This is a genomic window from Vreelandella neptunia (genome assembly GCF_034479615.1).
In the GTDB taxonomy this organism is placed as follows: domain Bacteria; phylum Pseudomonadota; class Gammaproteobacteria; order Pseudomonadales; family Halomonadaceae; genus Vreelandella; species Vreelandella neptunia.
Genome location: NZ_CP140255.1, coordinates 4,718,728 through 4,740,830 on the forward strand (window position 1 = coordinate 4,718,728; position 22,103 = coordinate 4,740,830).

At 57.6% G+C, this 22,103-nt stretch carries 21 protein-coding genes; 9 read left to right on the top strand and 12 right to left on the bottom strand.

Annotated elements, in window-relative coordinates:
* Positions 1 to 34: 34 nt before the first annotated feature.
* From SR894_RS21800 to SR894_RS21825, 6 genes are all read right to left on the bottom strand, one after another.
* Entirely contained in the window at positions 35 to 1,204 is a 1,170-nt protein-coding gene (locus tag SR894_RS21800) for an alpha/beta fold hydrolase (protein WP_223288340.1), read from the bottom strand.
* A gap of 11 nt (positions 1,205 to 1,215) precedes the next feature.
* Positions 1,216 to 2,418 carry a 3-oxoadipyl-CoA thiolase gene (gene pcaF, locus SR894_RS21805; RefSeq protein WP_223288422.1) on the bottom strand — a complete coding sequence of 401 codons (1,203 nt, stop codon included), beginning with the start codon at positions 2,416 to 2,418 and terminating at the stop codon, positions 1,216 to 1,218.
* Between the two features lie 26 nt (positions 2,419 to 2,444).
* Positions 2,445 to 3,218: a CoA-transferase subunit beta gene (locus tag SR894_RS21810; RefSeq protein ID WP_089691070.1), complete on the bottom strand. Its 774-nt coding sequence runs from the start codon at positions 3,216 to 3,218 to the stop codon at positions 2,445 to 2,447.
* Entirely contained in the window at positions 3,218 to 4,051 is an 834-nt protein-coding gene (locus SR894_RS21815) for a CoA transferase subunit A (protein ID WP_133732218.1), read from the bottom strand. Before SR894_RS21815 ends, SR894_RS21810 begins: the two co-directional genes overlap by 1 nt.
* Before the next feature lie 174 nt (positions 4,052 to 4,225).
* A complete protein-coding gene (locus SR894_RS21820) occupies positions 4,226 to 5,554 on the bottom strand; it encodes a class-II fumarase/aspartase family protein (protein ID WP_223288339.1) in 1,329 nt (442 codons plus the stop codon).
* A 210-nt stretch (positions 5,555 to 5,764) separates the two neighbouring features.
* Complete coding sequence (locus tag SR894_RS21825) at positions 5,765 to 6,430, bottom strand: TetR/AcrR family transcriptional regulator (protein WP_133732220.1); 666 nt, start codon at positions 6,428 to 6,430, stop codon at positions 5,765 to 5,767.
* A gap of 169 nt (positions 6,431 to 6,599) precedes the next feature.
* Between SR894_RS21825 and SR894_RS21830 the strand changes: the two genes are divergently transcribed.
* The 6 genes from SR894_RS21830 to SR894_RS21855 all read left to right on the top strand — a co-directional run bounded on the left by SR894_RS21830 (position 6,600) and on the right by SR894_RS21855 (position 13,188).
* Positions 6,600 to 7,640 carry a DctP family TRAP transporter solute-binding subunit gene (locus SR894_RS21830; RefSeq protein WP_205737507.1) on the top strand — a complete coding sequence of 347 codons (1,041 nt, stop codon included), beginning with the start codon at positions 6,600 to 6,602 and terminating at the stop codon, positions 7,638 to 7,640.
* An 89-nt stretch (positions 7,641 to 7,729) separates the two neighbouring features.
* Positions 7,730 to 8,227 carry a TRAP transporter small permease gene (locus SR894_RS21835; protein WP_223288338.1) on the top strand — a complete coding sequence of 166 codons (498 nt, stop codon included), beginning with the start codon at positions 7,730 to 7,732 and terminating at the stop codon, positions 8,225 to 8,227.
* Positions 8,224 to 9,489, top strand: a complete 1,266-nt coding sequence (locus tag SR894_RS21840) for a TRAP transporter large permease (RefSeq protein WP_223288337.1) — start codon at positions 8,224 to 8,226, stop codon at positions 9,487 to 9,489. Before SR894_RS21835 ends, SR894_RS21840 begins: the two co-directional genes overlap by 4 nt.
* Before the next feature lie 28 nt (positions 9,490 to 9,517).
* On the top strand, positions 9,518 to 11,404 hold the full coding sequence (locus SR894_RS21845) for a bifunctional sugar phosphate isomerase/epimerase/4-hydroxyphenylpyruvate dioxygenase family protein (protein WP_223288336.1): 1,887 nt from the start codon (positions 9,518 to 9,520) through the stop codon (positions 11,402 to 11,404).
* Entirely contained in the window at positions 11,401 to 12,276 is an 876-nt protein-coding gene (locus SR894_RS21850; protein WP_223288335.1) for a shikimate dehydrogenase family protein, read from the top strand. The genes SR894_RS21845 and SR894_RS21850 overlap by 4 nt, the downstream gene beginning before the upstream one ends.
* Positions 12,277 to 12,474: 198 nt before the next feature.
* The gene (locus tag SR894_RS21855) at positions 12,475 to 13,188 is read left to right on the top strand and encodes a GntR family transcriptional regulator (RefSeq protein WP_223288334.1); all 714 of its coding nucleotides are present in this window, start codon (positions 12,475 to 12,477) and stop codon (positions 13,186 to 13,188) included.
* Here the strand turns inward: SR894_RS21855 and SR894_RS21860 are convergent.
* From SR894_RS21860 to SR894_RS21885, 6 genes are all read right to left on the bottom strand, one after another.
* The gene (locus SR894_RS21860; protein WP_223288333.1) at positions 13,178 to 14,164 is read right to left on the bottom strand and encodes a C-terminal binding protein; all 987 of its coding nucleotides are present in this window, start codon (positions 14,162 to 14,164) and stop codon (positions 13,178 to 13,180) included. The two genes, SR894_RS21855 and SR894_RS21860, sit on opposite strands and share 11 nt — an antisense overlap.
* Entirely contained in the window at positions 14,161 to 15,045 is an 885-nt protein-coding gene (locus SR894_RS21865; RefSeq protein WP_223288332.1) for an isocitrate lyase/PEP mutase family protein, read from the bottom strand. Before SR894_RS21865 ends, SR894_RS21860 begins: the two co-directional genes overlap by 4 nt.
* 36 nt (positions 15,046 to 15,081) lie before the next feature.
* On the bottom strand, positions 15,082 to 15,786 hold the full coding sequence (locus tag SR894_RS21870) for an SDR family NAD(P)-dependent oxidoreductase (protein ID WP_223288331.1): 705 nt from the start codon (positions 15,784 to 15,786) through the stop codon (positions 15,082 to 15,084).
* Between the two features lie 13 nt (positions 15,787 to 15,799).
* Positions 15,800 to 16,813, bottom strand: coding sequence for a DctP family TRAP transporter solute-binding subunit (locus tag SR894_RS21875; protein ID WP_223288330.1), 1,014 nt, complete (start codon positions 16,811 to 16,813; stop codon positions 15,800 to 15,802).
* A gap of 66 nt (positions 16,814 to 16,879) precedes the next feature.
* Positions 16,880 to 18,160, bottom strand: coding sequence for a TRAP transporter large permease (locus tag SR894_RS21880; protein WP_088699282.1), 1,281 nt, complete (start codon positions 18,158 to 18,160; stop codon positions 16,880 to 16,882).
* Entirely contained in the window at positions 18,157 to 18,657 is a 501-nt protein-coding gene (locus SR894_RS21885) for a TRAP transporter small permease (RefSeq protein WP_223288329.1), read from the bottom strand. Before SR894_RS21885 ends, SR894_RS21880 begins: the two co-directional genes overlap by 4 nt.
* A gap of 423 nt (positions 18,658 to 19,080) precedes the next feature.
* Here SR894_RS21885 and SR894_RS21890 point away from each other — a divergent pair, with 423 nt between their 5' ends.
* Genes SR894_RS21890 through SR894_RS21900 form a run of 3 tightly spaced genes read left to right on the top strand, consistent with a single transcriptional unit; the run spans position 19,081 to position 22,093 of the window.
* On the top strand, positions 19,081 to 20,067 hold the full coding sequence (locus tag SR894_RS21890; RefSeq protein ID WP_223288328.1) for a tripartite tricarboxylate transporter substrate binding protein: 987 nt from the start codon (positions 19,081 to 19,083) through the stop codon (positions 20,065 to 20,067).
* Between the two features lie 52 nt (positions 20,068 to 20,119).
* Positions 20,120 to 20,581 carry a tripartite tricarboxylate transporter TctB family protein gene (locus tag SR894_RS21895; RefSeq protein WP_223288327.1) on the top strand — a complete coding sequence of 154 codons (462 nt, stop codon included), beginning with the start codon at positions 20,120 to 20,122 and terminating at the stop codon, positions 20,579 to 20,581.
* Between the two features lie 12 nt (positions 20,582 to 20,593).
* Positions 20,594 to 22,093, top strand: a complete 1,500-nt coding sequence (locus SR894_RS21900) for a tripartite tricarboxylate transporter permease (RefSeq protein ID WP_223288326.1) — start codon at positions 20,594 to 20,596, stop codon at positions 22,091 to 22,093.
* Positions 22,094 to 22,103 lie beyond the last annotated feature (10 nt).

The window sequence follows — 22,103 nt, forward strand, 5'->3', positions numbered from 1 at the left end:
ATACCCTGTCAGCACGTGTACAGCGAGTGGCGCTTTACTCGCCCCACCCCAGCTCTTTGGCTAGCGCAAAGGCGTGATTTGCCGCTGGAACACCGCCGTAAATGGCCACGTGCATCAGCACCTGGCGCAGCTCGGATTCCGTGAGGCCAATGCGCTTGGCGGTTTTCAAGTGCAGCGTTAGCTCTTCGCGGCCAAGGGCGGCGAGAATACCCGTTGTGATCATGCTGCGTTCGCGCCGCGTGAGATCACCGTTGCTCCACAGCTCGCCCCAGGCCAAGCGGGTGATCATCTGCTGGAAGGGCGCATCCAGAGTGTTGGCGTTGGCGGTGGAGCGCGCCACATGCTCCTCGCCCAATACCTGTTTGCGGGTTTCAAGGCCAGTGGCGTAAGCCACGCCGTGGTTGGCCACGTCGCCCAGATCCGTTGCCATCACGGCAAGGAGCTTTTGCACGAACAGCGTCGGGGCTTCGACTGCAGGCACATGGCCCACACCGTCAAAAATCTCCAGCGGTGCGTCACCGAGCTCTGCCGCCAGGGCTTCCAGCGTCGCGGGTGGCGTGGCCAGATCTTCGCTGCCACCAAATAGCTGCACTTTGACCTGCTTAGCAGCTAATTTGCCAGTGAAGGTATCGCGGCCAAGCATTTCGCACAGCTGGGCGTAGGACTCATCGTCGCCACGGCCCATTTGTACGCACCACCCCGCTTTCAGCGCCGGGCTTTCCTCAAACGCCGCCGGGGCAAACCAGCGCGGCACGATCTCTTCAGACATCGCCGCCAAGCCCTCCTGACGCACGCGACCTGCGCGGGTGTTCCAGAGATCCGGATTACCAATCACCGCGCCGGTGTTGGTCAGCGTAACGGAGAGCAGGCGATCACCATGCTCGGCAATCAGTTGCTGGCCGACGACACCGCCAATGGACGTCCCGGCAAAGTGAAAGCGCTCAGCACCCGCCAGTTCTGCCAATGCCAAGGCCTCGGCGGCTAGATCAGCGGGCGTAATTTGCGTACCGCTGACCGCCTGGCTGGCACCGTGGCCGGGAAGATCCCAGGTCAGCACCCGATAGCGGGGCAGCAGCGCGGGAATCACGTCATCCCATACTGCCTGGCTCATGCCCAAAGGGTGCGCCAGCACGACCAGCGGGTTCACTTCTGCGCCGAGCAGCCGATAGGCCACGCTGCGGCCGTTGATGCTATGAAATGCCATGACGATCTCCGTTAAACGCGTTCAATCAACGTAGCGATACCCTGACCCACGCCTACGCACATGGTGCACAGTGCATAGCGCTTGCCGCTGTTTTGCAGCTCATGGGCAGCGGTCATTAACAGACGCGCACCGGACATACCCAACGGGTGCCCCAGCGCAATCGCGCCACCGTTGGGATTAACACGTGGGTCGTCGTCTTTAAGACCCAGGTCGCGCATACAGGCTAACGCCTGGGCGGCGAACGCTTCGTTAAACTCAAACACATCGATCTCATCCATCGAGATACCCGTGCGCTTGAGCAGTTTCTGCACTGCCGGTACCGGGCCATAGCCCATAATGCGCGGCTCTACGCCTGCCGTGGCCATGCCGATGATTTTCGCCATTGGCTTAAGACCATGCTGTTTGACCGCCGCTTCGCTGGCCACCAGCATCGCCGCCGCACCGTCGTTGACGCCAGAAGCGTTGCCCGCGGTAACGCTGCCGCCTTCACGGAAGGGCGTGGGCAAACCTGCCAGTTTTTCCAACGTGGTTTCCCGCAGATGCTCATCCTGGTCAAAGATCAGCGGCTCCTGCTTGCGGCGCGGGATCTCGATGGCGGTGATCTCCTGTGCAAAGCGCCCGGCTTTTTGAGCGGCAGCGGCCTTCTGCTGGGAGCGCAGGGCAAAGGCATCCTGGTCTTCGCGAGAGATATTGAACTGCTCGGCGACGTTCTCTGCGGTCTCCGGCATGGAATCAATGCCGTAGGTTTTCTTCATCAGCGGGTTGATCAGGCGCCAGCCAATGGTGGTGTCTTCGAGTTTTTGACTGCGGGCGAAAGCGCTATCGGCCTTGCCCATCACATAGGGCGCGCGAGACATGGACTCCACGCCGCCGGCCAGCGCCAGCTCCATCTCACCCGCTTTAATGGCGCGAAACGCGGTGCCCACCGCGTCCATACCCGAGCCGCAGAGGCGATTCATGGTCGTGCCGGGCACTGAGGTAGGAATACCCGCCAGGAGCGACGACATCCGCGCTACGTTGCGGTTATCTTCGCCGGCCTGGTTGGCGCAGCCCATAAAGACTTCTTCAATGGCAGCAGGGTCGAGATCCGGCGCTTCTGCCAGTACGGCTTTAAAAATCGTTGCAGCAAAATCATCCGGGCGCACACTGGCCAGGGTTCCACCAAAGCGTCCCACGGCGGTGCGGCGGGGATGACATAGAAAGACGTCTTGCATAACAACATCGCTCATAAATAGCTCCTTTATGCGTCCGCGTGGGCCCGCTCAGTGCGCGCTTTGAGCTCACGTAAAATCGTCAGCTCGTTTTCGCTGGGCTCTGGTGTGCTCTCAAGCTGTTCGGCAAAGCGAATCTCCCAGCCGGTCGCCTCAATCACGTCTTCGCGGCTGACACCTGGGTGCAGTGACACCACTACCAGCTCTTTGCTTTCCGGGTCGGGCTTCATCACGCACAGGTCGGTGATTACCCGGGTGGGGCCTTTGCCGATATTAGGTACGTTATCGCGCCCTTTGCCGTCGCGGCCAAAGCCTAGGGTGGTGACAAAGTCGACATCTTTCACAAAGGCACGCTTGGAGTGCTTCAGGGTGATAAACACTTCACCGGCGTTGGTGGCGATTTCCGGCGCACCGCCGCCGCCCGGCAGACGAACCTTGGGCGCTTTGTAATCGCCGATCAGCGTGGTGTTAAGGTTAGCAAAGCGGTCGATTTGCGCGGTGCCTAAAAAGCCCACGTCGACTTTGCCGCCCTGCAGCCAGTAGCGAAACATCTCCGGCACCGCTACGGTGGTCAGCGCTGATTCGCACAGCTCACCGTCACCGATGGAGAGCGGCAGAATATCGGGCTTGGTTTGCAGCGTGCCGGACTCGTAAATCAGCACCACATCAGGGGCGTGGGTCAGCCGTGCCAGGTTGGCGGCTTCCGAGGGCAGTCCGATACCCACAAAGCAGGTCATGCCATTTTCCAGCGCCCGCGCGGCGGTCACCGACATCATTTCAGAAGAGGTATATTCGAGACTCATTAGCTGTTCTCCTCTGCATGATTTTTAACAGCGTTAAAGACGTTGTCGTCAAGCCACTGGGTAAAGGTGTCGCGATCGCGAGCGATGGCATCCCACTCTTTATAGAAGCGGTTGCTGCGGCCGTAATAACCGTGGGTGTAGGAGGGCAGTGCGCCTTTCTCAGCTACCGCAATGGCGCTGATGGCCCAGCTGGGAATCACGCAGGCGTTAGGATGGGCGTTGAGGTCATCGACGATCTCCTCCACCGTGACGATACTGTGCTTGGCCGCTAGTACCGCCTCTTTCTGTACGCCCACGATACCCTCTACCAGCACATTACCCTGACGATCCGCCCGCTGGGCGTGGATGATCGAGACGTCCGGGCGCACCGACGGCACGGCGGCCAGGCGCTCACCGGTGAACGGGCACTCGATGAATTTGATTTGATCGTTGACGCTGGGCAGTTCGCTGCCGATGTAGCCACGAAAAACAGCCAGTGGTAACCCCGCTGCACCCGCTTCAAAGGCGCAGGCCATGGCCGCGTGGCTATGCTCAAGAATCTCGATCTTATTCGGCCAGCCTTTCTCAACCGCATCGCGCAGGCGGTGCAGCGAGCCCACGCCGGGATTACCGCCCCAGGAGAAGATCACCTTTTTAGCGCAGCCCGCGCCAATCATCTGATCGTAGATGATATCCGGGGTCATGCGGATCAGCGTCAGGTCACGCTTCTTCTGGCGGATCACTTCGTGACCGGCGGCAAACGGAATCAGGTGGGTAAAACCTTCCATGGCCACGGTAGCGCCGTCTTGGACGTAGCGCGCTACCGCGTCATGCAAGCTGAGAAACTCGGCCATGATGGGTGCCTCTTAGCGGTTAGCAGAATGTTCGTTAAGCGAACATAGATCCTCTATACGAACAATCTACTGCTGAACGCTAATGGGGTCAAACCCATCGGCGCTCACCTAATTACCCTGCTGAACCCATCCACCACGCCAAACCTAAACGTAACGTTTTGTTTTTAAATACGCTTATTGCGCTGCTAGCCATTTTTTGGCACGAGTGACCTGGGCGGCGCTGCTACCAAGGTATAAAGCAGGGTCGCAGGCATTACGCAGCGCATCGGGGCCTACGACCCCTTTCACATCAGGATGGTTGGCGAGTACATCAGAATAGGGGCGCGCTTCCTGGCGTGAGACCTCTGCCGCTTCTGCGCTGACCGCTTTGGCTCTCTCCACACCTAGCGTAGGCGCCAGCAAACGTGCCACTGGCTCGGCCATAATGCCGCCGCCAGTGGCCGCCAGGTTGCGCTGCATTTTTTCGGGATAGACCTCCAACCCTTCCAGCAGCACGGCCACTTGCTCTAGCGCACCTTCTACCAGCAGAGCGCTCTCCATCAACGGTGCCCACTCCGCATGCCACTCGCCCAAGCCACGCTCAAGGGGCTGAGCGGCAGCATTGATCAACACGCTGGTATGGCCATGTACCTGCCGCGCGGCGCCGCGGATCAGCGCGCTGCGTACCGGGTTACGCTTATGGGGCATGGAGGAGGACTCCCCCAACCCCGGTGCCGAGGGTTCCGCGACTTCGCCGACTTCGGTTTGGGTGAGCAGCGAGACATCCAGGGCGATTTTTTCAGCGGCCCCGGCAACGGCATCAAACGCCGTGCCGAGGGCATGGATTGGGTAGCGGTCGGTATGCCAGGGCAGTACCGGCACCGCCAAGCCTAACCGCTCGGCTAGCGCATCCATCCACTCAAGCCCGAGGTTATCCCAACCCGAGTGCACGCCCACCGCACCACCAAACTGAACGGGTAGCTCAACAGCGCTTAAACGGCGGCGCGTTTGCTCCAGGCCAATTGCCCAGTGAGCCACCTTCACCCCAAAGGTGATTGGCAGCGCCTGCTGCATTAAGGTGCGTCCCACCATGGGCGTGTCGATATGAGTGCCCATAAGTGCTACCGCCGCCGAACGGCAGCGCAGCAGTAATTCATCCAGCGCCGCCAAGCGTGGCTTAAGTAGCAGCATCAGCGCAGAGTCGACCACGTCCTGGCTTGTTGCACCCTGGTGCCAGTAGCGCTTGATCTCATCGGCGAGCAGCGCACGGCTCTGTTTAACGAAGGGAATCGCCACATTGCCTCCGCTGGCGATGCCCTCAGAGATCTCAGCGACATTAACGTTGGCGCGCTCAAGCTGCTCACGCATTTGCTGGCTAACCCCGGCAGGCACGGCTCCGCTGGCTTCTTGAACCTCGGCCAGGGCCAACTCGAAGGCCAACATGGCACCCACCATCGCGTCATCGTCACTCTCAGCGACGGCTCGCTGGCTCATAAAAGGGTGTTTTAAAAATGCAGAGGGCATGGCGGTAGGCTTCCTATTTAACGCTGTCCAGCGCCTCAAAATAGCTTATAAGCAGGGCCTAGGACAAAATTGTACATATGTTCGCTCTTCGAACGCACGCTAAGAACCATACGCTAACTAGGTAGGTGTGAACTCACAAGCGTCTCCCTACTTCGTAAGGCAAGCTTGCGAATCAACATGAACTGATTTTGCTCACCATTAAGGGGTCGCCTAGTCGGGACGCACGTAACGCATCACCATATCGGTAACATGATCTTCTAATTTTTGCTGATTCTCTGGCGCAGCTTGGTGCCAATCAAAAATCCGCGAAAAGGTGTGCTGATTTGAGACATTGAAAAACGACAGGGCGCTAATCAGCCAGTGCAGCTCCCGAGGATCCAGGCCTTCGCGAAAACAACCCTCCTCTACACCGCGGCTATAGACGTTGGTGAGTACATCAATCACTCCAGCATTGAGTGATTGAATCAACTCTGACTGCGCCAAAAAGCGGCCATGATGAATATTTTCGATCATTACCAGGCGAATAAAGTCAGGGTTTTTGGCGTGATGACAAAAGGTAAACCGCACCAGCCGACTAAGCGCTTCAAGCGGGGCCAGGTGGTCAAGATCCAGCTCAGCCTCCTGCAGGCGCACTTTCTGATAGGCGGCTTCCAGGGTGTGCAGGTAGAGCGTCTCTTTATCATTAAAGTAGTAGTAAATCATCCGCTTGGAGGCGCGGGTTTTCTCGGCGATCTCATCAATCCGGGCTCCAGAGAGGCCTTTTTCTGAGAATTCGCGGGTAGCCACCGCAAGAATATCGGCGCGCACAGATTCGGGGTTATTTTTACGCCGACGCCGCGCGGCAGGGGGGCTGGCCTTGGTCGAAGGGGCTGTCATAGAGCGTGCCTTTTATTGTCATGGTCGTCTTTTGTCTAGTATGCCACAGCTTGACTGAACGTACCATTTCGTACATTGTTGATTATGACAGGATGAAAAGGCCAGGCACGCCATGTCTATAAGGCTTTTTCAAACCCCATGACAACGGCCCGATAAGAGGACAACAACAATGTCTCCAGTGTTTTCAGTAAAACAAATATCCATGAAGCGCACGCTGACGGCAGCCGTCGCTGCCGCTACTCTCATTGCCGCAGCAAATGCTTCCGCCCAGACGTTACGCTTCGCCCACGTTGACCCAGATGACTGGACTACTTCGAAAAAAGGCGCAGCTGGTCAGGTGTTTAAAAACCTGGTGGAAGCCGAAACTGACCTCACCGTAGAGGTCTATCCCGCTGGAGCGCTAGGTGGTGAAACCGAGCTGATTGAAGGCGCCCAGGATGGCACCATCAGCATTGCGATGGTCTCCGGCGCCTACGCTAATTTCTGCCCGGCGGTCGCCGTGACGGATATCCCTTACACCTTCCCGTCAGCACCAGTGGCGTGGCAAGTGATGGACGGCGAGTTCGGTACTGCACTTGCCGAGCATTGCTTGCAACAGACTGGCCTCCGCACACTGGCTTATGGCGAAACCGGCTTCCGCCACTTCACCAACTCCGTGCGCCCGATCAACTCGCCTGAAGATATGCAGGGGCTTAAGTTCCGCGTGCAGACTATTCCGCTCTACCTGGAAATGGTCAGTGCTTTAGGTGGAGAGCCTCAGGGCATCGCCTGGGGTGAAGTACCCACAGCCCTTGCCACCGGCGTAGTCGATGGCCAGGAGAACCCCATCTCGGTGATCTACGGCAATAACTTCTATGAGTTTCAGGATTATTTGACCCTGGATCGCCACGTTTACGGCGTTGACCACCTGCTGATCAACGATGAGATATTCCAGTCGCTTAGCGAAGAGGAGCAAGCGGCGGTGAAGCGCGCCGCTGTAGTCGCGGGCACCACCGGCCGTGCCATTCAGCAGTTCAACTCGGCAGAGGGGATCACCAAACTTGAAGCAGAGGGTATGGAGATCACCCAGCCCACCGCTGAGCAGATGGAGGCCTTCCGCGCAGCCGCCCAACCGCCGGTTCAGGCGTACCTGACCGAAGAGCTTGGCGATGACGCGGAGTGGATTGAGCGTCTCTCTTCCGCTGTGGAAGAGGCTTCCGCACGCTTCTAAACCCCGCCTGATCAAAGCGCTTTTGCGAGTGGGCCTTCGGTGGCCCACTCGCGACCCTGCATGCCTGACTATCGATTGAAGGTGCTCCTATGTCTCATCTTCTTGCCCGGATACATCGCGGCCTGATCCTGTTCAATGGCAGCTTGGCAGGGCTTGCCATGGTGCTGATTTTTCTGCTGGTCGCAGGCAATGCCTTTGCGCGCTACACCTATGGCGGCTCCATTACCTGGGGGGAAGATACCGCCATCTACCTGATGATTTACGGCCTGATGTTTGGCATGTCCTGGGCGTACCTACAGGACAAACACATCGGCTTTGACCTTATTCGACGCCTGCTGCCGCCACGCTGGGTGCGCTGGCAGGCCGTGGTTGTTGACTTGGTGGTGCTCGTGGTGGGCATTGGCTTGATGGTATCAGCCGTTGAGTTTATCTCCGCACGGGGTGGCCGCACCTCATCAAGCACCGGCATGCCGATGTGGCTGTTTCAAGCCTCTATGCTCATCGGTGGCGGGCTGCTCTGTCTCTCTGCACTGGTGATGGGTGCGCTGCGTTTGAGCGAGCACGCCAGTGAGGAGGTCTCCTCATGATATTCGTACTGCTTTTAGCCCTTGTACTGCTCGGGGTGCCGTTTGCCTTTGCCATTCTAGGCTCACTGACGGTGTTAATGAGTAGCGGCGATTTGCCCTACCACATCCGTATCGTCTCCCAGCAGTTTTTCGGCGGCATGGAGTCCTTCCCGCTACTGGCTATCCCGCTATTCATTCTAGCCGGCGAGCTGATGAACGAAGCGGGTATTACCCACCGAATTATTAACCTGGCCACCGCCATAGTCGGCCGCCTAAAGGCGGGGCTGGCGCACGTTAACATCTGGGCCTCGGTGATTTTTGCCGGGCTTTCCGGTTCAGCGATTGCCGACACCTCCGCGCTGGGGCGGGTATTTATTCCGTCAATGGAAAAAGAGGGTTACCCCCGGGATTTTGCCGCTGCGCTCACCGCTGCCTCTTCGGTGATTGGCCCGATTATTCCACCCAGTATTCCGGTGATTATCTATGCACTGACGGTGTCGGGTGTGTCGGTACCGGGGCTGTTTTTAGCCGGTATCGTGCCGGGCTTTTTGCTGGCACTGGGGCTCTCCGTCTACGTCTACTTTTTTGCCGGTGACCTTGGCGCCACCCAGTCAAAACAGCAGTCGCGCCGCCACGCCCTTCTCCACGGCCTGCTGCCCGCGCTCATGCCGGTGTTTGTGGTCGGGGCCATTCTTGCCGGTATCGTCACGCCCACCGAGGCGGCGGCCTTTGCCGTGGTCTACGCGCTGATTCTGGGCGTGGTGCTCTACCGCAATATCAAACTGGTGAACCTGCCTGGCATCTTCGCCCGGGCCATGCGCGACAGCGCGGTGATTATGGTCATCATGGGCGCCGTTGCCGCAGCCAACTGGGTATTAACCTTCGAACGCGTGCCCAACATGCTCACCGAGTGGGCGTTGATGAGTATCGATACCCAGTGGACTTTCCTGATTGCCGTGATTCTGCTCCTGCTGGTGGTGGGACTGTTTTTAGAGGGTATAGCGGCCATCTTGGTGCTCGTGCCTATCCTCCACCCCATCGCCATGGCGCTGGGTATCGACCCACTGCATTTCGGCATCGTGGTGATCTTCAACCTGATGATGGGGCTGATCACACCGCCCATGGGGCTCTGCCTGTTTGTCGCCGACTCCGTCTCTGGCGTGGGAATGGGGCCGATTATCCGCCGCATTCTGCCAATGCTGGGCGTGCAGTTTTTGATTCTGCTGCTGATTACCTTCGTACCAGCGCTGGTCACTTTCCTGCCGCGCCTGGCGGGCTACTGATGTTACTCAATGTAAGGAGCGTGATGCCATGTACTCATCCATTGCCACGGTTTGCCTAAGCGGCTCACTGGAAGAGAAGGTAGACGCCATTGCTCAGGCAGGCTTTGAGGGGCTTGAGCTGTTTGAAAATGACCTAACCGCGTTCACCGGCACGCCGCGGGAAGCGGGTGAGTTGATTCGCTCCCGCGGCCTCAAGCTGGTGACGCTCCAGCCGTTTCGCGATTTTGAAGGTCTCCAGGGCCGCGCACGTGAGCGGGCCTTTGACCGCGCCGAGCACAAGTTTGATCTGATGGAGGAGCTGGGCACGGATCTGCTTATGGCGTGCAGTACCGTCCACCCTGATTCGCTACCGGGATTGAGCCGTGCCGCCGATGACTACTATGAGCTCGGCGAGCGTGCCGCGCGGCGCAATCTGCGCGTGGCCTATGAGGCGCTGGCCTGGGGCCGCCATATTCACGACTACCGCGACAGCTGGGAAGTGGTACGCCGTGCTGCCCACCCCAATGTCGGCCTGGTGCTGGACACTTTCCATATCTTCTCCCGCCAGACCGAGCTGGGCACCATTGGCCGCATTCCGGGGGATCGCATCTTTCTGGTACAGACCGCCGATGCGCCGCGTCTCTCCATGGATCACCTGTCGTGGAGCCGCCACTACCGCTGTTTCCCTGGCCAGGGCGAGCTGCAGATGGATAGCTTCATGGCCATGTTGGATGAGACCCGTTACGACGGCCCGCTCTCTCACGAGATCTTTAACGATGTCTTTCGCATGGGGCACAGCGACCAGACGGCCCGGGACGGGCTGCGTTCCTATCACTTGCTGCGCAGCATGCAGGGCGACAGTGGCATTCCCGCGCCGCAGCCGATCGAGTCGGTCGCCTTTCTGGAAATCGCCGTTGAGCCTGCGGATTTAACGTCGTTGCGCGAGCTGCTCAGTGCGTTGGGCATGGCCTGCGTGGGGCGCCACCACACGCTTAACGCCGAGCGCTGGGCGGCAGGTGACGTCAATCTGGTACTCAATGCCGAATCAAGCTTTACCGGCCGCACGCCAGGACGCGATGCCACCGCAGTAACGGCGATTGGCCTGCGCGTGGCAAATGCCTATGAGGCGTTTAAACGTGCCGACAAACTTGGCTACGATATTGTCGAGCCTGAAGAAGTGGGCGCCAGCCACCGCATGAGCGCCCTGCGCAATGTGGATGGCAGCCTCTCCTATATTATTGACGACTCACAGCTAAGCCGCACCTGGGATCGCGAGTTCCCTGTCGATGTACAGCCGGTTCCTCAGGTGGCGCTGGTAGATATCGACCATATCAGCGTGGCCCTCTCCTACCACGACTACCTCTCGCTGATGCTGCAGTACCGCGCTATTTTCCAGTTGGAGCCAACGCCCTCCTTCGATGTCACCGACCCCCGCGGGCTGATCCAGAGCCAAGTGCTACAGAACTACAACGGTCGCTTCCGCCTGGCGCTTAACGCCAGTGCCTCGCCGGATACCGCCAGCAACCGTTTTGTGCGCCAGTACGGCGGCTCGGGAATTCACCATGTTGCCCTGCGCACCAGCGCCATGCGCGACACCAGCGCAGCGCTGCGGCAGGCGGGCACGCCGCTACTGCCGATTCCCGGTAATTACTACCGCGACCTGGCCGCGCGCTTCGACCTACCAGCGCAAACCCTGCAATGGATGCAAGAACACCACATCCTTTTTGATCAGGATAGCGACGGTGACTTCCATCAGCTGTATACCCAGCCCGGCCACCAGGCGTTCTTCTTTGAGCTGGTGCAGCGTGAAGGTTATCAAGGGCTCGGCGCGCCGAATGCCTTTGTGCGCGTCACTGCACAGCAACGCCTGGAAGCGGAAATTGATGGTATTGCTCAGGCAACGCCAAACCACGACTCGGGAGAGAGCCAAGCATGATCAAACTCGGACTGGTAGGCGAAGGTATTGCTAAATCGCAATCTCCCGATTTGCATGAGCGCCTGGGTGCCTCACTGGGCGAGCCGGTACGCTATGATTTAGTCGATAGCCGGGGGGTGGCAGATTTTGACTTCCCCAATGCAATACAAAAGCTGCGTGCCGAGGGCTACCGGGGCACCAACGTTACGTTCCCGTTTAAGGAGAAAGCGGCACAGCTGGCCGATATCCGCGGCGAGGGCGTTCGGCGGGTAGGCACTGCCAACACGCTGCTGTTTGACGCGGATGGGTTGCGCGCTGAGAACACCGATTACACCGGCTTTATCAGCGCCTACCGCCACTCTTTCGGCAGCCAGCCCGCGGGTGAGGTACTACTCATTGGCGCCGGTGGCGTTGGGCGTGCGGTGGCGTGTGCGCTGGGGGAGCTTGCCGTTAGCCACATCCATATTCTCGAACACGATGCTTCCCGGGCAGAGAGCCTCAGCCGTGATCTTAACGCCATGGGCATTAAGGCGGCGTGTATCACGTCAGAGCAGGCGCAGCAGGAACTGCCCCAGTGGCAAGGCGTGGTCAACTGCTCGCCGATTGGCCATATCAACCACCCCGGCTGCCCCATCGATACCGCTGGGCTGGGTGCCCAGCATTGGGTCTTCGATGCGGTTTACATCCCCGCCCACACCGAGCTGTTAAACGCCGCCCACCAGGCGGGCGCCAAAACACTGTCGGGTGTTGATCTGTTTGTGTTTCAGGGCGTAGATGCGTTTCGCTTTTTCACCGCCGATTGCATCACCTCTGAACAGATCGATCCGCATGTGATACCGCTGCGTACGCACTATATCGAGCAGTTAGTCGCACCACAGCGTTCTAACTCTTGAGCAAGGGCCTCGCCAATGTCACCACCTGCTCCCGTAATGATGGCAACCGTACCCTTTAACTCTGTATTGAACGCGTTATCCTTGGTGTCCATATAAAATTCTTCCAAGTTGAAACAAAACGACACAACTATATTTAGATTTACGGTGTGTGGTACTTTACATACTAGATGCAGTCACCACCCACTGTGCGGAACACCTATGGCTTCCAAACCTCTTAAGATCCAGCGCCCCCAGTCCCTGGCAACACTTGTTATGGAGCGGATTCGTGATGCTATTGTGTCTGGCGAGTTCACCTTGGGTGAGAAAATCTCAGAAGAGTCGCTAGCCGAAACGTTTGGTGTCAGCCGCTCACCGGTACGCGATGCGCTAAACGCACTGCAATTTACAGGCTTGGTTGAAATTCGCCCCAAGCGAGGTAGTTTTGTCTTCAATCCTACGATCGTCGACATAGGTCAACTGTGCGAATACCGTGAAATGCTAGAGCGTGAAGCCTGCACCCTCGCCATGCGAGGCGGGGGTGAGACATTGATTCAAGCTCTTCAAGGGCTGTTCGATGAAATGGCCAGCACCCATAAAAGCGGAGACACCAGGCGCTATGCCGCACTGGATACCGCCTTCCACAAAGCGTTCTTCCAACACTGTTCAAACACATTGGTACAGGACGCCTATATGCTGGTTGAAGCACGGCTAGCGACAATCCGCACCGTACTGACAGCAGCCAAGGAAGAACGCCGTGAGGCCAGCTTTACTGAACATGGCGACATCATTGAGGCGCTAAAACAACAGGACATGGCCAGATTTGAGAGAGTGCTGAAAACGCATGTTCACCGCACTCAGCTCGTTGCCGTCGAACGCTTATCCGAAACGGATCATGATGCCTCTGCGTCGGCTCGATCCACCCTCAGGCTTTAGTGCGAAGAATATCGCGGACAGCCGGATTAGCGAGATAAGTCGGTTCACGTCCCTGTAATACGTCGACGATATTCTGCGCAGTCTTTGAGCGGATCTCGAACTCGCTGCCTTCTGAATACCAAGCGCAATGCGGGCTAGTAATGACATTGGGAAGCGATAATAGCGGGTGATCAGCGCCAATCGGTTCGGCTTCAAACACATCGAGCCCTGCGCCTGCAATTTGCCCGTCTTTCAGTGCCCGCACCAGCGCATCCTCGTCAACCACTGGGCCGCGAGCGGTATTCAGTATTAGGGCAGTGGGCTTCATCGCCGCAAACTGTGCATCTGAAATCATGTGCCGGGTTTCATCGGTCAACGGAACATGTACTGACAAGATATCGGATTCGGCGATTAACTTGTCGTAAGTCACCAGCTCAACACCTGCGGACTTCGCGACAGCTACATCGGCGTATGGGTCATGCGCAATAATACGCAGCCCAAAATTCGCCATTTTGTGTGCCATACGCTGGGCAATTTGGCCGAAGCTAAGAAATCCCAATGTTTGCCCACGTAACCGCGATAGTGGTTTGGCAACAGTGTAGTCCCATGTGCCTGCTCTTAGCGCGCGATCATAGGTAGCAATGCCTCGTTTCAGCGCCATCATGAGTGCAATGGCATGATCCGATACTTCTTCCAATGAGCCGTCTGGCACATTGGCAACATAGATGCCAGATTCGGTGGCACGCGGTACATCAATAGTGTTCAGCCCAATACCATAACGCGAGATAACCTGACAACGTTCTAACTTGTCGATCACCCCAGCTGTCAGCTGGCAATACTGATTAATAATGGCATCCGCATCGGCGCAGGCAGCGATGGCCTCGGCTTCTGTCTTGCACTGAGCTTCGATTAACTGAAAACCAGCCGCTTCAATGACCGCTCGTTCGGGTGCTAGATCGGGAAATTCAAAATCGGTAACGACAATCTTGGGGTTCATGAACGCGCTCCATACTGGTCATCAAAGGCGTTGAAGAAGTCCTGGTTCACGATCTCGGTGAACTGGTTATAATTATGCTGATCACCGACATTTGCTGGGGTACCGTCCTCGCGCAGGCGTACCAGTGCGTTTTCCATGGCCTTGCTCGCGGTAAACAGCAGGGTGACGGCATAGAAAACGACCGAGAACCCCATCTCCTGCAGTACTTCCTGGTTCAGCTTGACCGTTTCGTTGCCATCCACGATCGACACGACCTTAGGCCCTTCGACAGATTTAGCGACGGCCTCAATTTCGGCGATGGTTTTAATGCCATCGACAAATACCAGGTCGACGCCAGCATCCTGATACATTTTCGCTCGGCGAATCGCTTCCTCGGGCCCTGCGGCAGGCATCGCATCAGTGCGACCAATGACCAGCATATCTTGGCTACCACGTGCGGCGATGGCGCCTTTTAAACGTCGTACATTGGCATCGGCATCGATCAAGCGTACACCCGCTCGCTGGCCACAGCGTTTAGGTGCCTCTTGATCCTCCAAATGGATCGCAGCGACTCCAGCCTGCAGGTATTCCTGCACGGTGCGATAAATGTTGTTTGGCCCGCCATAGCCGGTATCGGCATCGGCGATAATGGGGATATTGACAGCTCGCACCATATTACGGGCGTGCTCGGTCATCTCAGTCTGGGATAAAAGCCCAATATCGGGCATCCCCAAACGACTGGCAGTGGCACCAAAGCCCGTCATATAGATAGCGGGGAAGCCTGCTCGCTCGACCAAGCGCGCCGACAGCGAGTCGGGGGCACCGGGTGCGGCGACGATATCGCCCTTGGCAATAAGGGATCTGAGAAGAGAAGCCTGGGTAGTTGGCCGTGTGTCGGTCATTGGGCACCTTTGAGTGATGGAAGTAGTACGTGGGCGTCAGCGCCGCCCACCGGCGACGCGTAGCACTTCGCCAGAGGTATAAGGCGCATCGAGCAGCAGCCATTCAGCGGCGCCGGCCACTTCCTCGGCGCTGCCTGCCCGACCGAGCGGGATAGCCTCGGCGTTCGCCGCCCCGCCTGGCGCGCCGGTCTGCATGGCGGTTTGAATGATGCCGGGCGCCAAGGCATTGACCCGAAGATCCGGGGCCAGATCGCGCGCCATCGCACGGGTTAGCGCCAACAATGCGCCCTTCGAGGCACCATAAGCGGCAAAGCCCGGCGCGCCTCCGTTTTCACCCGCGATAGACGCCATATTGACGATCGCACCGGGCGTATCGAGGGCGCGTGCGTTCAGAAAGGCCTTGGTGACCAGCATTGGGCCTGTCACGTTAATGCGTAACAAACGCTCGATTTCAGCGGCCTCCAGGTCGAGCCAACTGCGCTTTTGCCCCAGAATGCCGGCGTTGTTGACTAGGTGTGTCGGGCGCCACGTGGTCATATCCGCCGAGGCAATGGCATTTTCATCGGCGATATCGACGACCTCTGCCCGGGCTAAATCGCCGAGCTCGTCGCGTGTCTGCTCCAGTGCCGGCGCCGAGACGTCCCAGAGCAGGACACGCGCGCCTCGTTGAACCAGCCGGTTCGCGATGGCCCGGCCGATGCCCGCCGCCGCGCCGGTAATCAGTACAGTGGGTCGAGACATAATTCTCTCTTTATTAGTTACCTGAACGGATGCTGTCGAGCTGTTCCATCATTCGGTCGATGTTGTCACCGCCGAGCGCGTCACGGCTGATCTCGTAAACCGGCGCCACCGTCTCGCGAAGCTCGGCCATTGCCTCTTCGCTGAGTTCGGTAAACTCCATGCCTTCAGATTCCAGCGCGGCGCGAGCCTCGTCAACGGCTTCGCGGGCACGCGTGACCTGGGGGTCGCGCGCCGCAACCGCACACTCGCGCACTAGATTCTGCTCATCTTCGTTAAGACCGTTCCACTTGCGTTCGGACATCAAGACCGGCAACGGGGAATAGGCGTGCTGCGTCAGCGTGACATAGTCCTGAACCTCGTAGAAACGCTGGGACTGAATCAGCGGCAGTGGGTTTTCCATGCCATCGACGGCGCCGGTTTCGAGTGCCGTGAACACTTCGCCGAACGACATAGGCACCGGGTTTGCATCGAGCGCGCGGAAGGTAGCGAGATAGATCGGGTTCTGAATCACGCGAATGCTCAGTCCCTCGAAATCCGCCACGCTCTGGATGGGGCGCACCGAGTTGGTGGCATGGCGAAAACCGTTTTCCCAGATCGACAGCATTACCAATTGATGTCCGGCCATCTTCTCGGCCAGATCGTTAGCGTAGGGGCCGGTCATCACCTGATCGACCTCATCGAAATCGGAAAACAGGAACGGTAGGCTGAAAACGCCCATCGCAGGCTCGATGCCCGCCAGCGCGTCGGCCCCGGCAACGACCATATCGATGGAGCCCGAGCGCACCGACTGCGTTGCCTGAGCGTCGTCACCCAGTTGGCCAGAGTAGAAGGCGCGCAGCTTCATCGCGCCACCCGAGCCCTCCTGAAGACAGCTAGACATGGCATCAACCCCTGTGGCCACCGGATGGTCTTGAGCGGCGCCGTTCGACACTCGAAAGGTGTGATTGCCGAACTCCTGGGCCATGGCCGGTACCAGCGTTGTCAGACCAGTCAGAGCCGTCGCGGCGAGGAAGGTCATTTTTTTCATGATGAGTCATTCCTTATTTATTGTTTGAAGACGCAAGTTACGTACCACTGCTGGATCGCTTCGACATTATCGAGCCAACCACTCCAGTGGCCAGAGAACGATTTGCGGGAACGCGACCAGCAGTACCAGCACCAGTACCTGGGCGATCAAAAAAGGCGCCGCCCCTCGCGCCACCCGATGCAGCGCGACACCTGACACCCCGGAGGCGACGCTCAATACAATGCCGACAGGCGGGGTAACAAGACCGATCGCGGTATTGACGACGAAGATCACCCCGAAGTAGATCGGATCGATGCCAGCCTCGACGACCACGGGCAGCAATACCGGTGCGAGGATGAGAATGGTCGGCCCCATATCCAGCATGGTGCCTACCAGCAGCACGATCAGCATGATCACGATTAGCAGCAGACGCGGCGACTCCACCAGCGGGCCGACCAGCTCGAGCACTATTCCCGACAAATCGGCGATGGTGATGAACCAGGCGGTGGCCAACGCCGCTGCGGCCAACAGCATGACGACCGCCGTGGTGAGCGCTGCGTTGCGAAAGACCTCGAACAGATGACTGATCTTCAGCTCTCGGTGAATCACCATGCCGACGAATACGGCGTAGACCACGGCGACGACGGCCGCCTCGGTGGGCGTGACAATACCGAACCTAATGCCGCCCAGAATGATGACCGGCATACCTAGCGACCAGATCGCCCGCCGAGTTTCGTGCAAGCGCGTCATCCACCCCTGACGCGGCAGCGGTTCGACATTGTCGCGACGTGCAACGATCAGCCATGCCGCCATCGCCGCGAGCCCCATCAGAACACCCGGAACGATGCCCGCCAGAAACAGCTGGGTAATCGAGAGATTAGTCGCCACCGCAAAAATAATGTAGGCGATAGAAGGCGGGATGATCGGCGCGATGACACCCCCTGACGACAAGAGCCCGACAGAGCGCGCCTCGTCATGGCCCGATGCGCGCATCATGGGCAGCATGATGGCGATCAGGGCCGCAGTATCGGCGGCGGCAGAGCCCGACAGCGATGCAAGAATGATAGCGGCAAAGATCGCCACGATGCCCAACCCACCACGCAGATGGCCCACGAAAGCTATCGCGAAAGCGATGATCCGCTTAGACATTCCGCCGGCGTTCATCAGCTCCCCAGCCAGTAGGAAAAACGGGATAGCCAATAGGGAAAAGTTGTTGGCGCCAAGCACTAGCTGTTGCGAAATGATCTGTGGATCGAGCAGATCGAGCGCCCAGCCCATCATGGCCGCACAGATCAGCAGCGCAAAAGCCACGGGGACACCGAGCGCCAGAGTGGCGATCAAAGTGCTGACAAAGATACCCAAAATCATGGCGCCACCTCACCGCCACGCGGTAGAGAGGTCAGCCGCCCGGTCAGATAGCCCAACATACGCAGCGCGGCGATCAAACCGATCGCTCCCGCCATGGGGATAACTGCGCCGAAGACCCAAATCATCGGCAGGCGCGTCACCGGCGCGATATTCGTCGCGTTTATATCGAACTGCTGGAGTGCGCCGGTGATGAGCAGCCCACAAACGACAACGACCAGACCGTTGGCAACGACGAGTATGGCACGCCTGAGCGGCCTCGGGGCCAGCAAAAGCACCAGATCGAAGCCGATATGCATGTTGCGATGCATGGCTGCGATGGCGCCAAGAAAAATCAGCCACACGAAAAAAAATCGCGAAAGCTCATCGGATACGTCGATACCCGAGCCGAAACCGTAACGTAAGACAACGTTTACAAACACCATGACCGTCATGCCAAACAGCAGTGCCACGAGTGCGACGTCAACCACTCTAAAAATCAGGTTGATTGTCCTGGTCATCTTTCCTCCGTAGCGGAACCGGCGCTTGAGCGTGTACGCCGCCTCGACTCACCTAATATGTTACATACAACATACAACAATTAATCCTGAAGCCGTCAAGACAAATCTGAGCTTAAACCGCTTAACTAAGACTAAAGTAATAAGAAAAACCACTATTTCAGCGTTTTAAAGCCCCTTTTATAGAGCAATAACTCAATAAAATTTGATTGTTGTATGTAAGAACTGCGTGCTTTAAATATGCACTTGTGTGTTCAAGCACGGATAGTGATAAAACAATAATACTATTTATTATCAATAACTTATTTATTTATTATACTTTTTGATAATACGTTTTTGAGTATTATTTCTTGACGGTACCCGGCATTTAAATTGAAGTGTTATGTGTTACATACAACAAGCTTTTGATAACAATACGAGACCCTCATGACTCATTCAACGAAGAGCCAAGGCTACAAAGCCCTTGGAATTGCCTCATTACTGCTGCTTGCATCATCGCCTCTGCACGCCAGTAGCTGGCCTGATAAACCCATCACGCTGGTTGTTCCCTGGGGCGCCGGCGGTGGCACAGATGCAACCGCGCGCATGATTTCCACCCTGCTCGAAGAGAGCCTTGGTGTTCCCGTTCCCGTGGTCAACCGTACCGGCGGCTCGGGCGTTATCGGCCATTCGGCCATCGCCAATGCCACGCCTGACGGCTATACGATCGGAATCGCCACCCTTGAAATAGGCGGCATGCATTACCAGGGCCTCACGGATATCACCTACCAGGATTACTCGCCCATCGGGCTTTACAATGCCGACCCAGTTGCCATTTTCGTTTCGTCCAGAAGCGGCTATGACAGCATCGACGATCTGCTGAAAGCGATTCGCTCATCCGGACATCGCGAGTTCAAGGCCAGCGGCTCGGCCCAGGGCGGCGTCAATCACATTGCAGAAGCCGGCATGCTGCTGGCATCAGATATCCCGGCGGACAAAGTGGCGTGGGTTCCTTCCGAAGGCGCGGCTCCGGGCCTTCAGGATCTCGCCGCCGGCGGCGTGGATTTCGCGGCCGCGTCGATGCCGGAAGCGCGTGCACTGATGGATGCGGGACTCATCAAGCCACTCGTGATCCTGAATACAGAGCGCTCCTCAAACGCTCCTGACCTGCCGACCTTCGAAGAAGCGACGGGCAACGAGTGGTCGTTTGGTTCCTGGCGCGGACTGGTCGGGCCTGCCGACGTGGATGAAGAAATCATCGACACGCTACAGGAACATATGAGCGCCATAGTGAACGACCCGACCTACCTGGAATTCATGAACAATCGCGGCTACGCAACGCTTTGGCTGGAAGGTGATGAGTTCATGGATTTCATGCAGAGCTCGGATCAGAGAATCGGCGAAACGCTGAAATCTCTGGGCATTGTTGAATAGCGAAAATGGGTACCTTGCCTGCAAGGTATCCATTTGCTTCAGGTCTTCTCATATGAAATTCAACGATATTGTGATTGGTATTGCCTTCATGCTCATTGGCGCGTTGGCGGTTTTCCAGGCACGTACCTTTCCTGCCATGCCTGGGCAGATGGTCGGCCCCTCCACCTTTCCAACGATTATCGGCTGCGGTTTTCTGATCGGCGGCGTGATATTGATCGCCAAGTACATGCTCGCGGGAAAAGCGACTCCCTTACTAGTCACCAACCAGGGCTGGCTGAAAAAGAAGCGCGTCCTGGGGTTTTTACTGCTGATTCTGGGAAGTCTTGTGTTCGCGATTTGGATTGAAGAGATCGGCTTCGTACCCGGTGGGATCATTCTGGCGCTGGCACTATTGTGGCTTGAAGGCTACCGCCAACCGCTGATTCTTGGCTGCGCCGCTGTTTTCGTCGTCGTGGTTTATTACCTGCTATCTCAACAGCTCAATGTGCCTCTTCCCGCCGGATCATTCATCTAAGGGTATAACGACATGACCGACAACATCGTGGGAGCGCTGCCCTTAGTTTTCAACTACACCACGCTCAGCGTCATCCTGATCAGTGCACTTTTCGGACTCTTCGTGGGCGCCATTCCGGGGCTTTCCGCCACCATGGCAACGGCCATACTGGTACCCATCACCTTCTTTATGGATCCGGTGCCCGCCATTGCCGCGATCGTCACGACGGCGGCCATGGCGATATTCGCCTCCGATATACCCACCGCTCTGCTGCGAATTCCCGGAACGGCCGCCTCGGCCGCTTACGTCAGCGACATGAATGGTCTCGCCGTGAAAGGAAAGGTAGGGCAGGCGCTGGGTATCTCGGTTTTCTGTGCCGCTTTTGGCGGCGTCTTCGGATCGCTGGTGCTCATTTTCGCCGCACCCAAGCTTGCGCTGGTTTCTCTGAACTTCACTTCCACCGAGTATTTCTGGCTGGCGCTTCTCGGGCTGACAGCGGCTGTCATGCTGGGTACCGGCTCCGTATTAAAGAGTCTGCTCTCGCTGGGAGTGGGGCTTTTGATCGCCACGGTCGGTCTCGACTCGACGGCGGGTTATCCACGCTTCGTGTTCGGTATCGACGCTGTCATTTCAGGTGTGGCCTTCGTACCAGCCCTGATCGGCATGTTCGCCATCCCCGAGATCATTCGCACCATCGTCCACAAGGATTCGACAGAGAAGGCGCCTTCACACGTTTCCTTTCGTTCGCTGTTTTCGGGCCTGGGCAAAACCCTGTTCCGTTACAAGGTCAACATCCTGCGGGGCTCGTTGATCGGCAATATTGTGGGCATTCTGCCCGGCGCGGGCTCCGATATCGGCAGTTGGATTGCCTACGCCGTCTCCAAGAAGATGTCTCGCCAACCTGAAAAGTACGGCTCGGGTCACGACGAAGGGCTGGTAGACGCCTGCTCTGCCAACAACTCTGCGCTATCCGGTGCGTATGTACCGGCCATGGTGTTCGGTATTCCTGGAGATTCGATCACCGCGATCGTCATAGGGGTGCTCTACGCCAAGGGGCTCAACCCGGGGCCGCTGGTATTTATCACGAAAGGGGTCGAAGTGACCGCGGTCTTCATTACCTTTTTGGTGGCCAACCTGCTGATCATTCCACTTGGCCTGATCGCCATATTTGCCTCTCGGCATCTTCTTCAGGTAAAGAAGAGCATTCTAGTGCCTTTCATCCTGATTTTTGCCATTGCTGGCTCCTATGCGATCGACAATACCTACACCGGTATCGTGATCATGCTGGTGCTGGGATTGATAGCTTACCTCATGGAAGAGAATGGCCTGCCTGTCGCCCCGGTCATACTGGGTCTGGTGATGGGTCCCATGCTCGAAAGCAACCTGATTACCTCGCTCATCAAGAGTGACGGCAACCTGCTCGACTTCTTCTCGCGCCCCATCGCCGCAACGCTTGGCATCCTGACGCTTTCCATATGGTTTGTGCCGGTATTGCTACGACTGATTCGAAAACAAAAGACAGTAACCGGTTGATAGGGCGAAT

Excerpts from the sequence above, each read along its gene's own strand:
- SR894_RS21800 (WP_223288340.1), bottom strand. The coding sequence starts at position 1,204 with ATGGCATTTCATAGCATCAACGGCCGCAGCGTGGCCTATCGGCTGCTC.
- pcaF (WP_223288422.1), bottom strand. The coding sequence starts at position 2,418 with ATGCAAGACGTCTTTCTATGTCATCCCCGCCGCACCGCCGTGGGACGC.
- SR894_RS21810 (WP_089691070.1), bottom strand. The coding sequence starts at position 3,218 with ATGAGTCTCGAATATACCTCTTCTGAAATGATGTCGGTGACCGCCGCG.
- SR894_RS21815 (WP_133732218.1), bottom strand. The coding sequence starts at position 4,051 with ATGGCCGAGTTTCTCAGCTTGCATGACGCGGTAGCGCGCTACGTCCAA.
- SR894_RS21820 (WP_223288339.1), bottom strand. The coding sequence starts at position 5,554 with ATGCCCTCTGCATTTTTAAAACACCCTTTTATGAGCCAGCGAGCCGTC.
- SR894_RS21825 (WP_133732220.1), bottom strand. The coding sequence starts at position 6,430 with ATGACAGCCCCTTCGACCAAGGCCAGCCCCCCTGCCGCGCGGCGTCGG.
- SR894_RS21830 (WP_205737507.1), top strand. The coding sequence starts at position 6,600 with ATGTCTCCAGTGTTTTCAGTAAAACAAATATCCATGAAGCGCACGCTG.
- SR894_RS21835 (WP_223288338.1), top strand. The coding sequence starts at position 7,730 with ATGTCTCATCTTCTTGCCCGGATACATCGCGGCCTGATCCTGTTCAAT.
- SR894_RS21840 (WP_223288337.1), top strand. The coding sequence starts at position 8,224 with ATGATATTCGTACTGCTTTTAGCCCTTGTACTGCTCGGGGTGCCGTTT.
- SR894_RS21845 (WP_223288336.1), top strand. The coding sequence starts at position 9,518 with ATGTACTCATCCATTGCCACGGTTTGCCTAAGCGGCTCACTGGAAGAG.
- SR894_RS21850 (WP_223288335.1), top strand. The coding sequence starts at position 11,401 with ATGATCAAACTCGGACTGGTAGGCGAAGGTATTGCTAAATCGCAATCT.
- SR894_RS21855 (WP_223288334.1), top strand. The coding sequence starts at position 12,475 with ATGGCTTCCAAACCTCTTAAGATCCAGCGCCCCCAGTCCCTGGCAACA.
- SR894_RS21860 (WP_223288333.1), bottom strand. The coding sequence starts at position 14,164 with ATGAACCCCAAGATTGTCGTTACCGATTTTGAATTTCCCGATCTAGCA.
- SR894_RS21865 (WP_223288332.1), bottom strand. The coding sequence starts at position 15,045 with ATGACCGACACACGGCCAACTACCCAGGCTTCTCTTCTCAGATCCCTT.
- SR894_RS21870 (WP_223288331.1), bottom strand. The coding sequence starts at position 15,786 with ATGTCTCGACCCACTGTACTGATTACCGGCGCGGCGGCGGGCATCGGC.
- SR894_RS21875 (WP_223288330.1), bottom strand. The coding sequence starts at position 16,813 with ATGAAAAAAATGACCTTCCTCGCCGCGACGGCTCTGACTGGTCTGACA.
- SR894_RS21880 (WP_088699282.1), bottom strand. The coding sequence starts at position 18,160 with ATGATTTTGGGTATCTTTGTCAGCACTTTGATCGCCACTCTGGCGCTC.
- SR894_RS21885 (WP_223288329.1), bottom strand. The coding sequence starts at position 18,657 with ATGACCAGGACAATCAACCTGATTTTTAGAGTGGTTGACGTCGCACTC.
- SR894_RS21890 (WP_223288328.1), top strand. The coding sequence starts at position 19,081 with ATGACTCATTCAACGAAGAGCCAAGGCTACAAAGCCCTTGGAATTGCC.
- SR894_RS21895 (WP_223288327.1), top strand. The coding sequence starts at position 20,120 with ATGAAATTCAACGATATTGTGATTGGTATTGCCTTCATGCTCATTGGC.
- SR894_RS21900 (WP_223288326.1), top strand. The coding sequence starts at position 20,594 with ATGACCGACAACATCGTGGGAGCGCTGCCCTTAGTTTTCAACTACACC.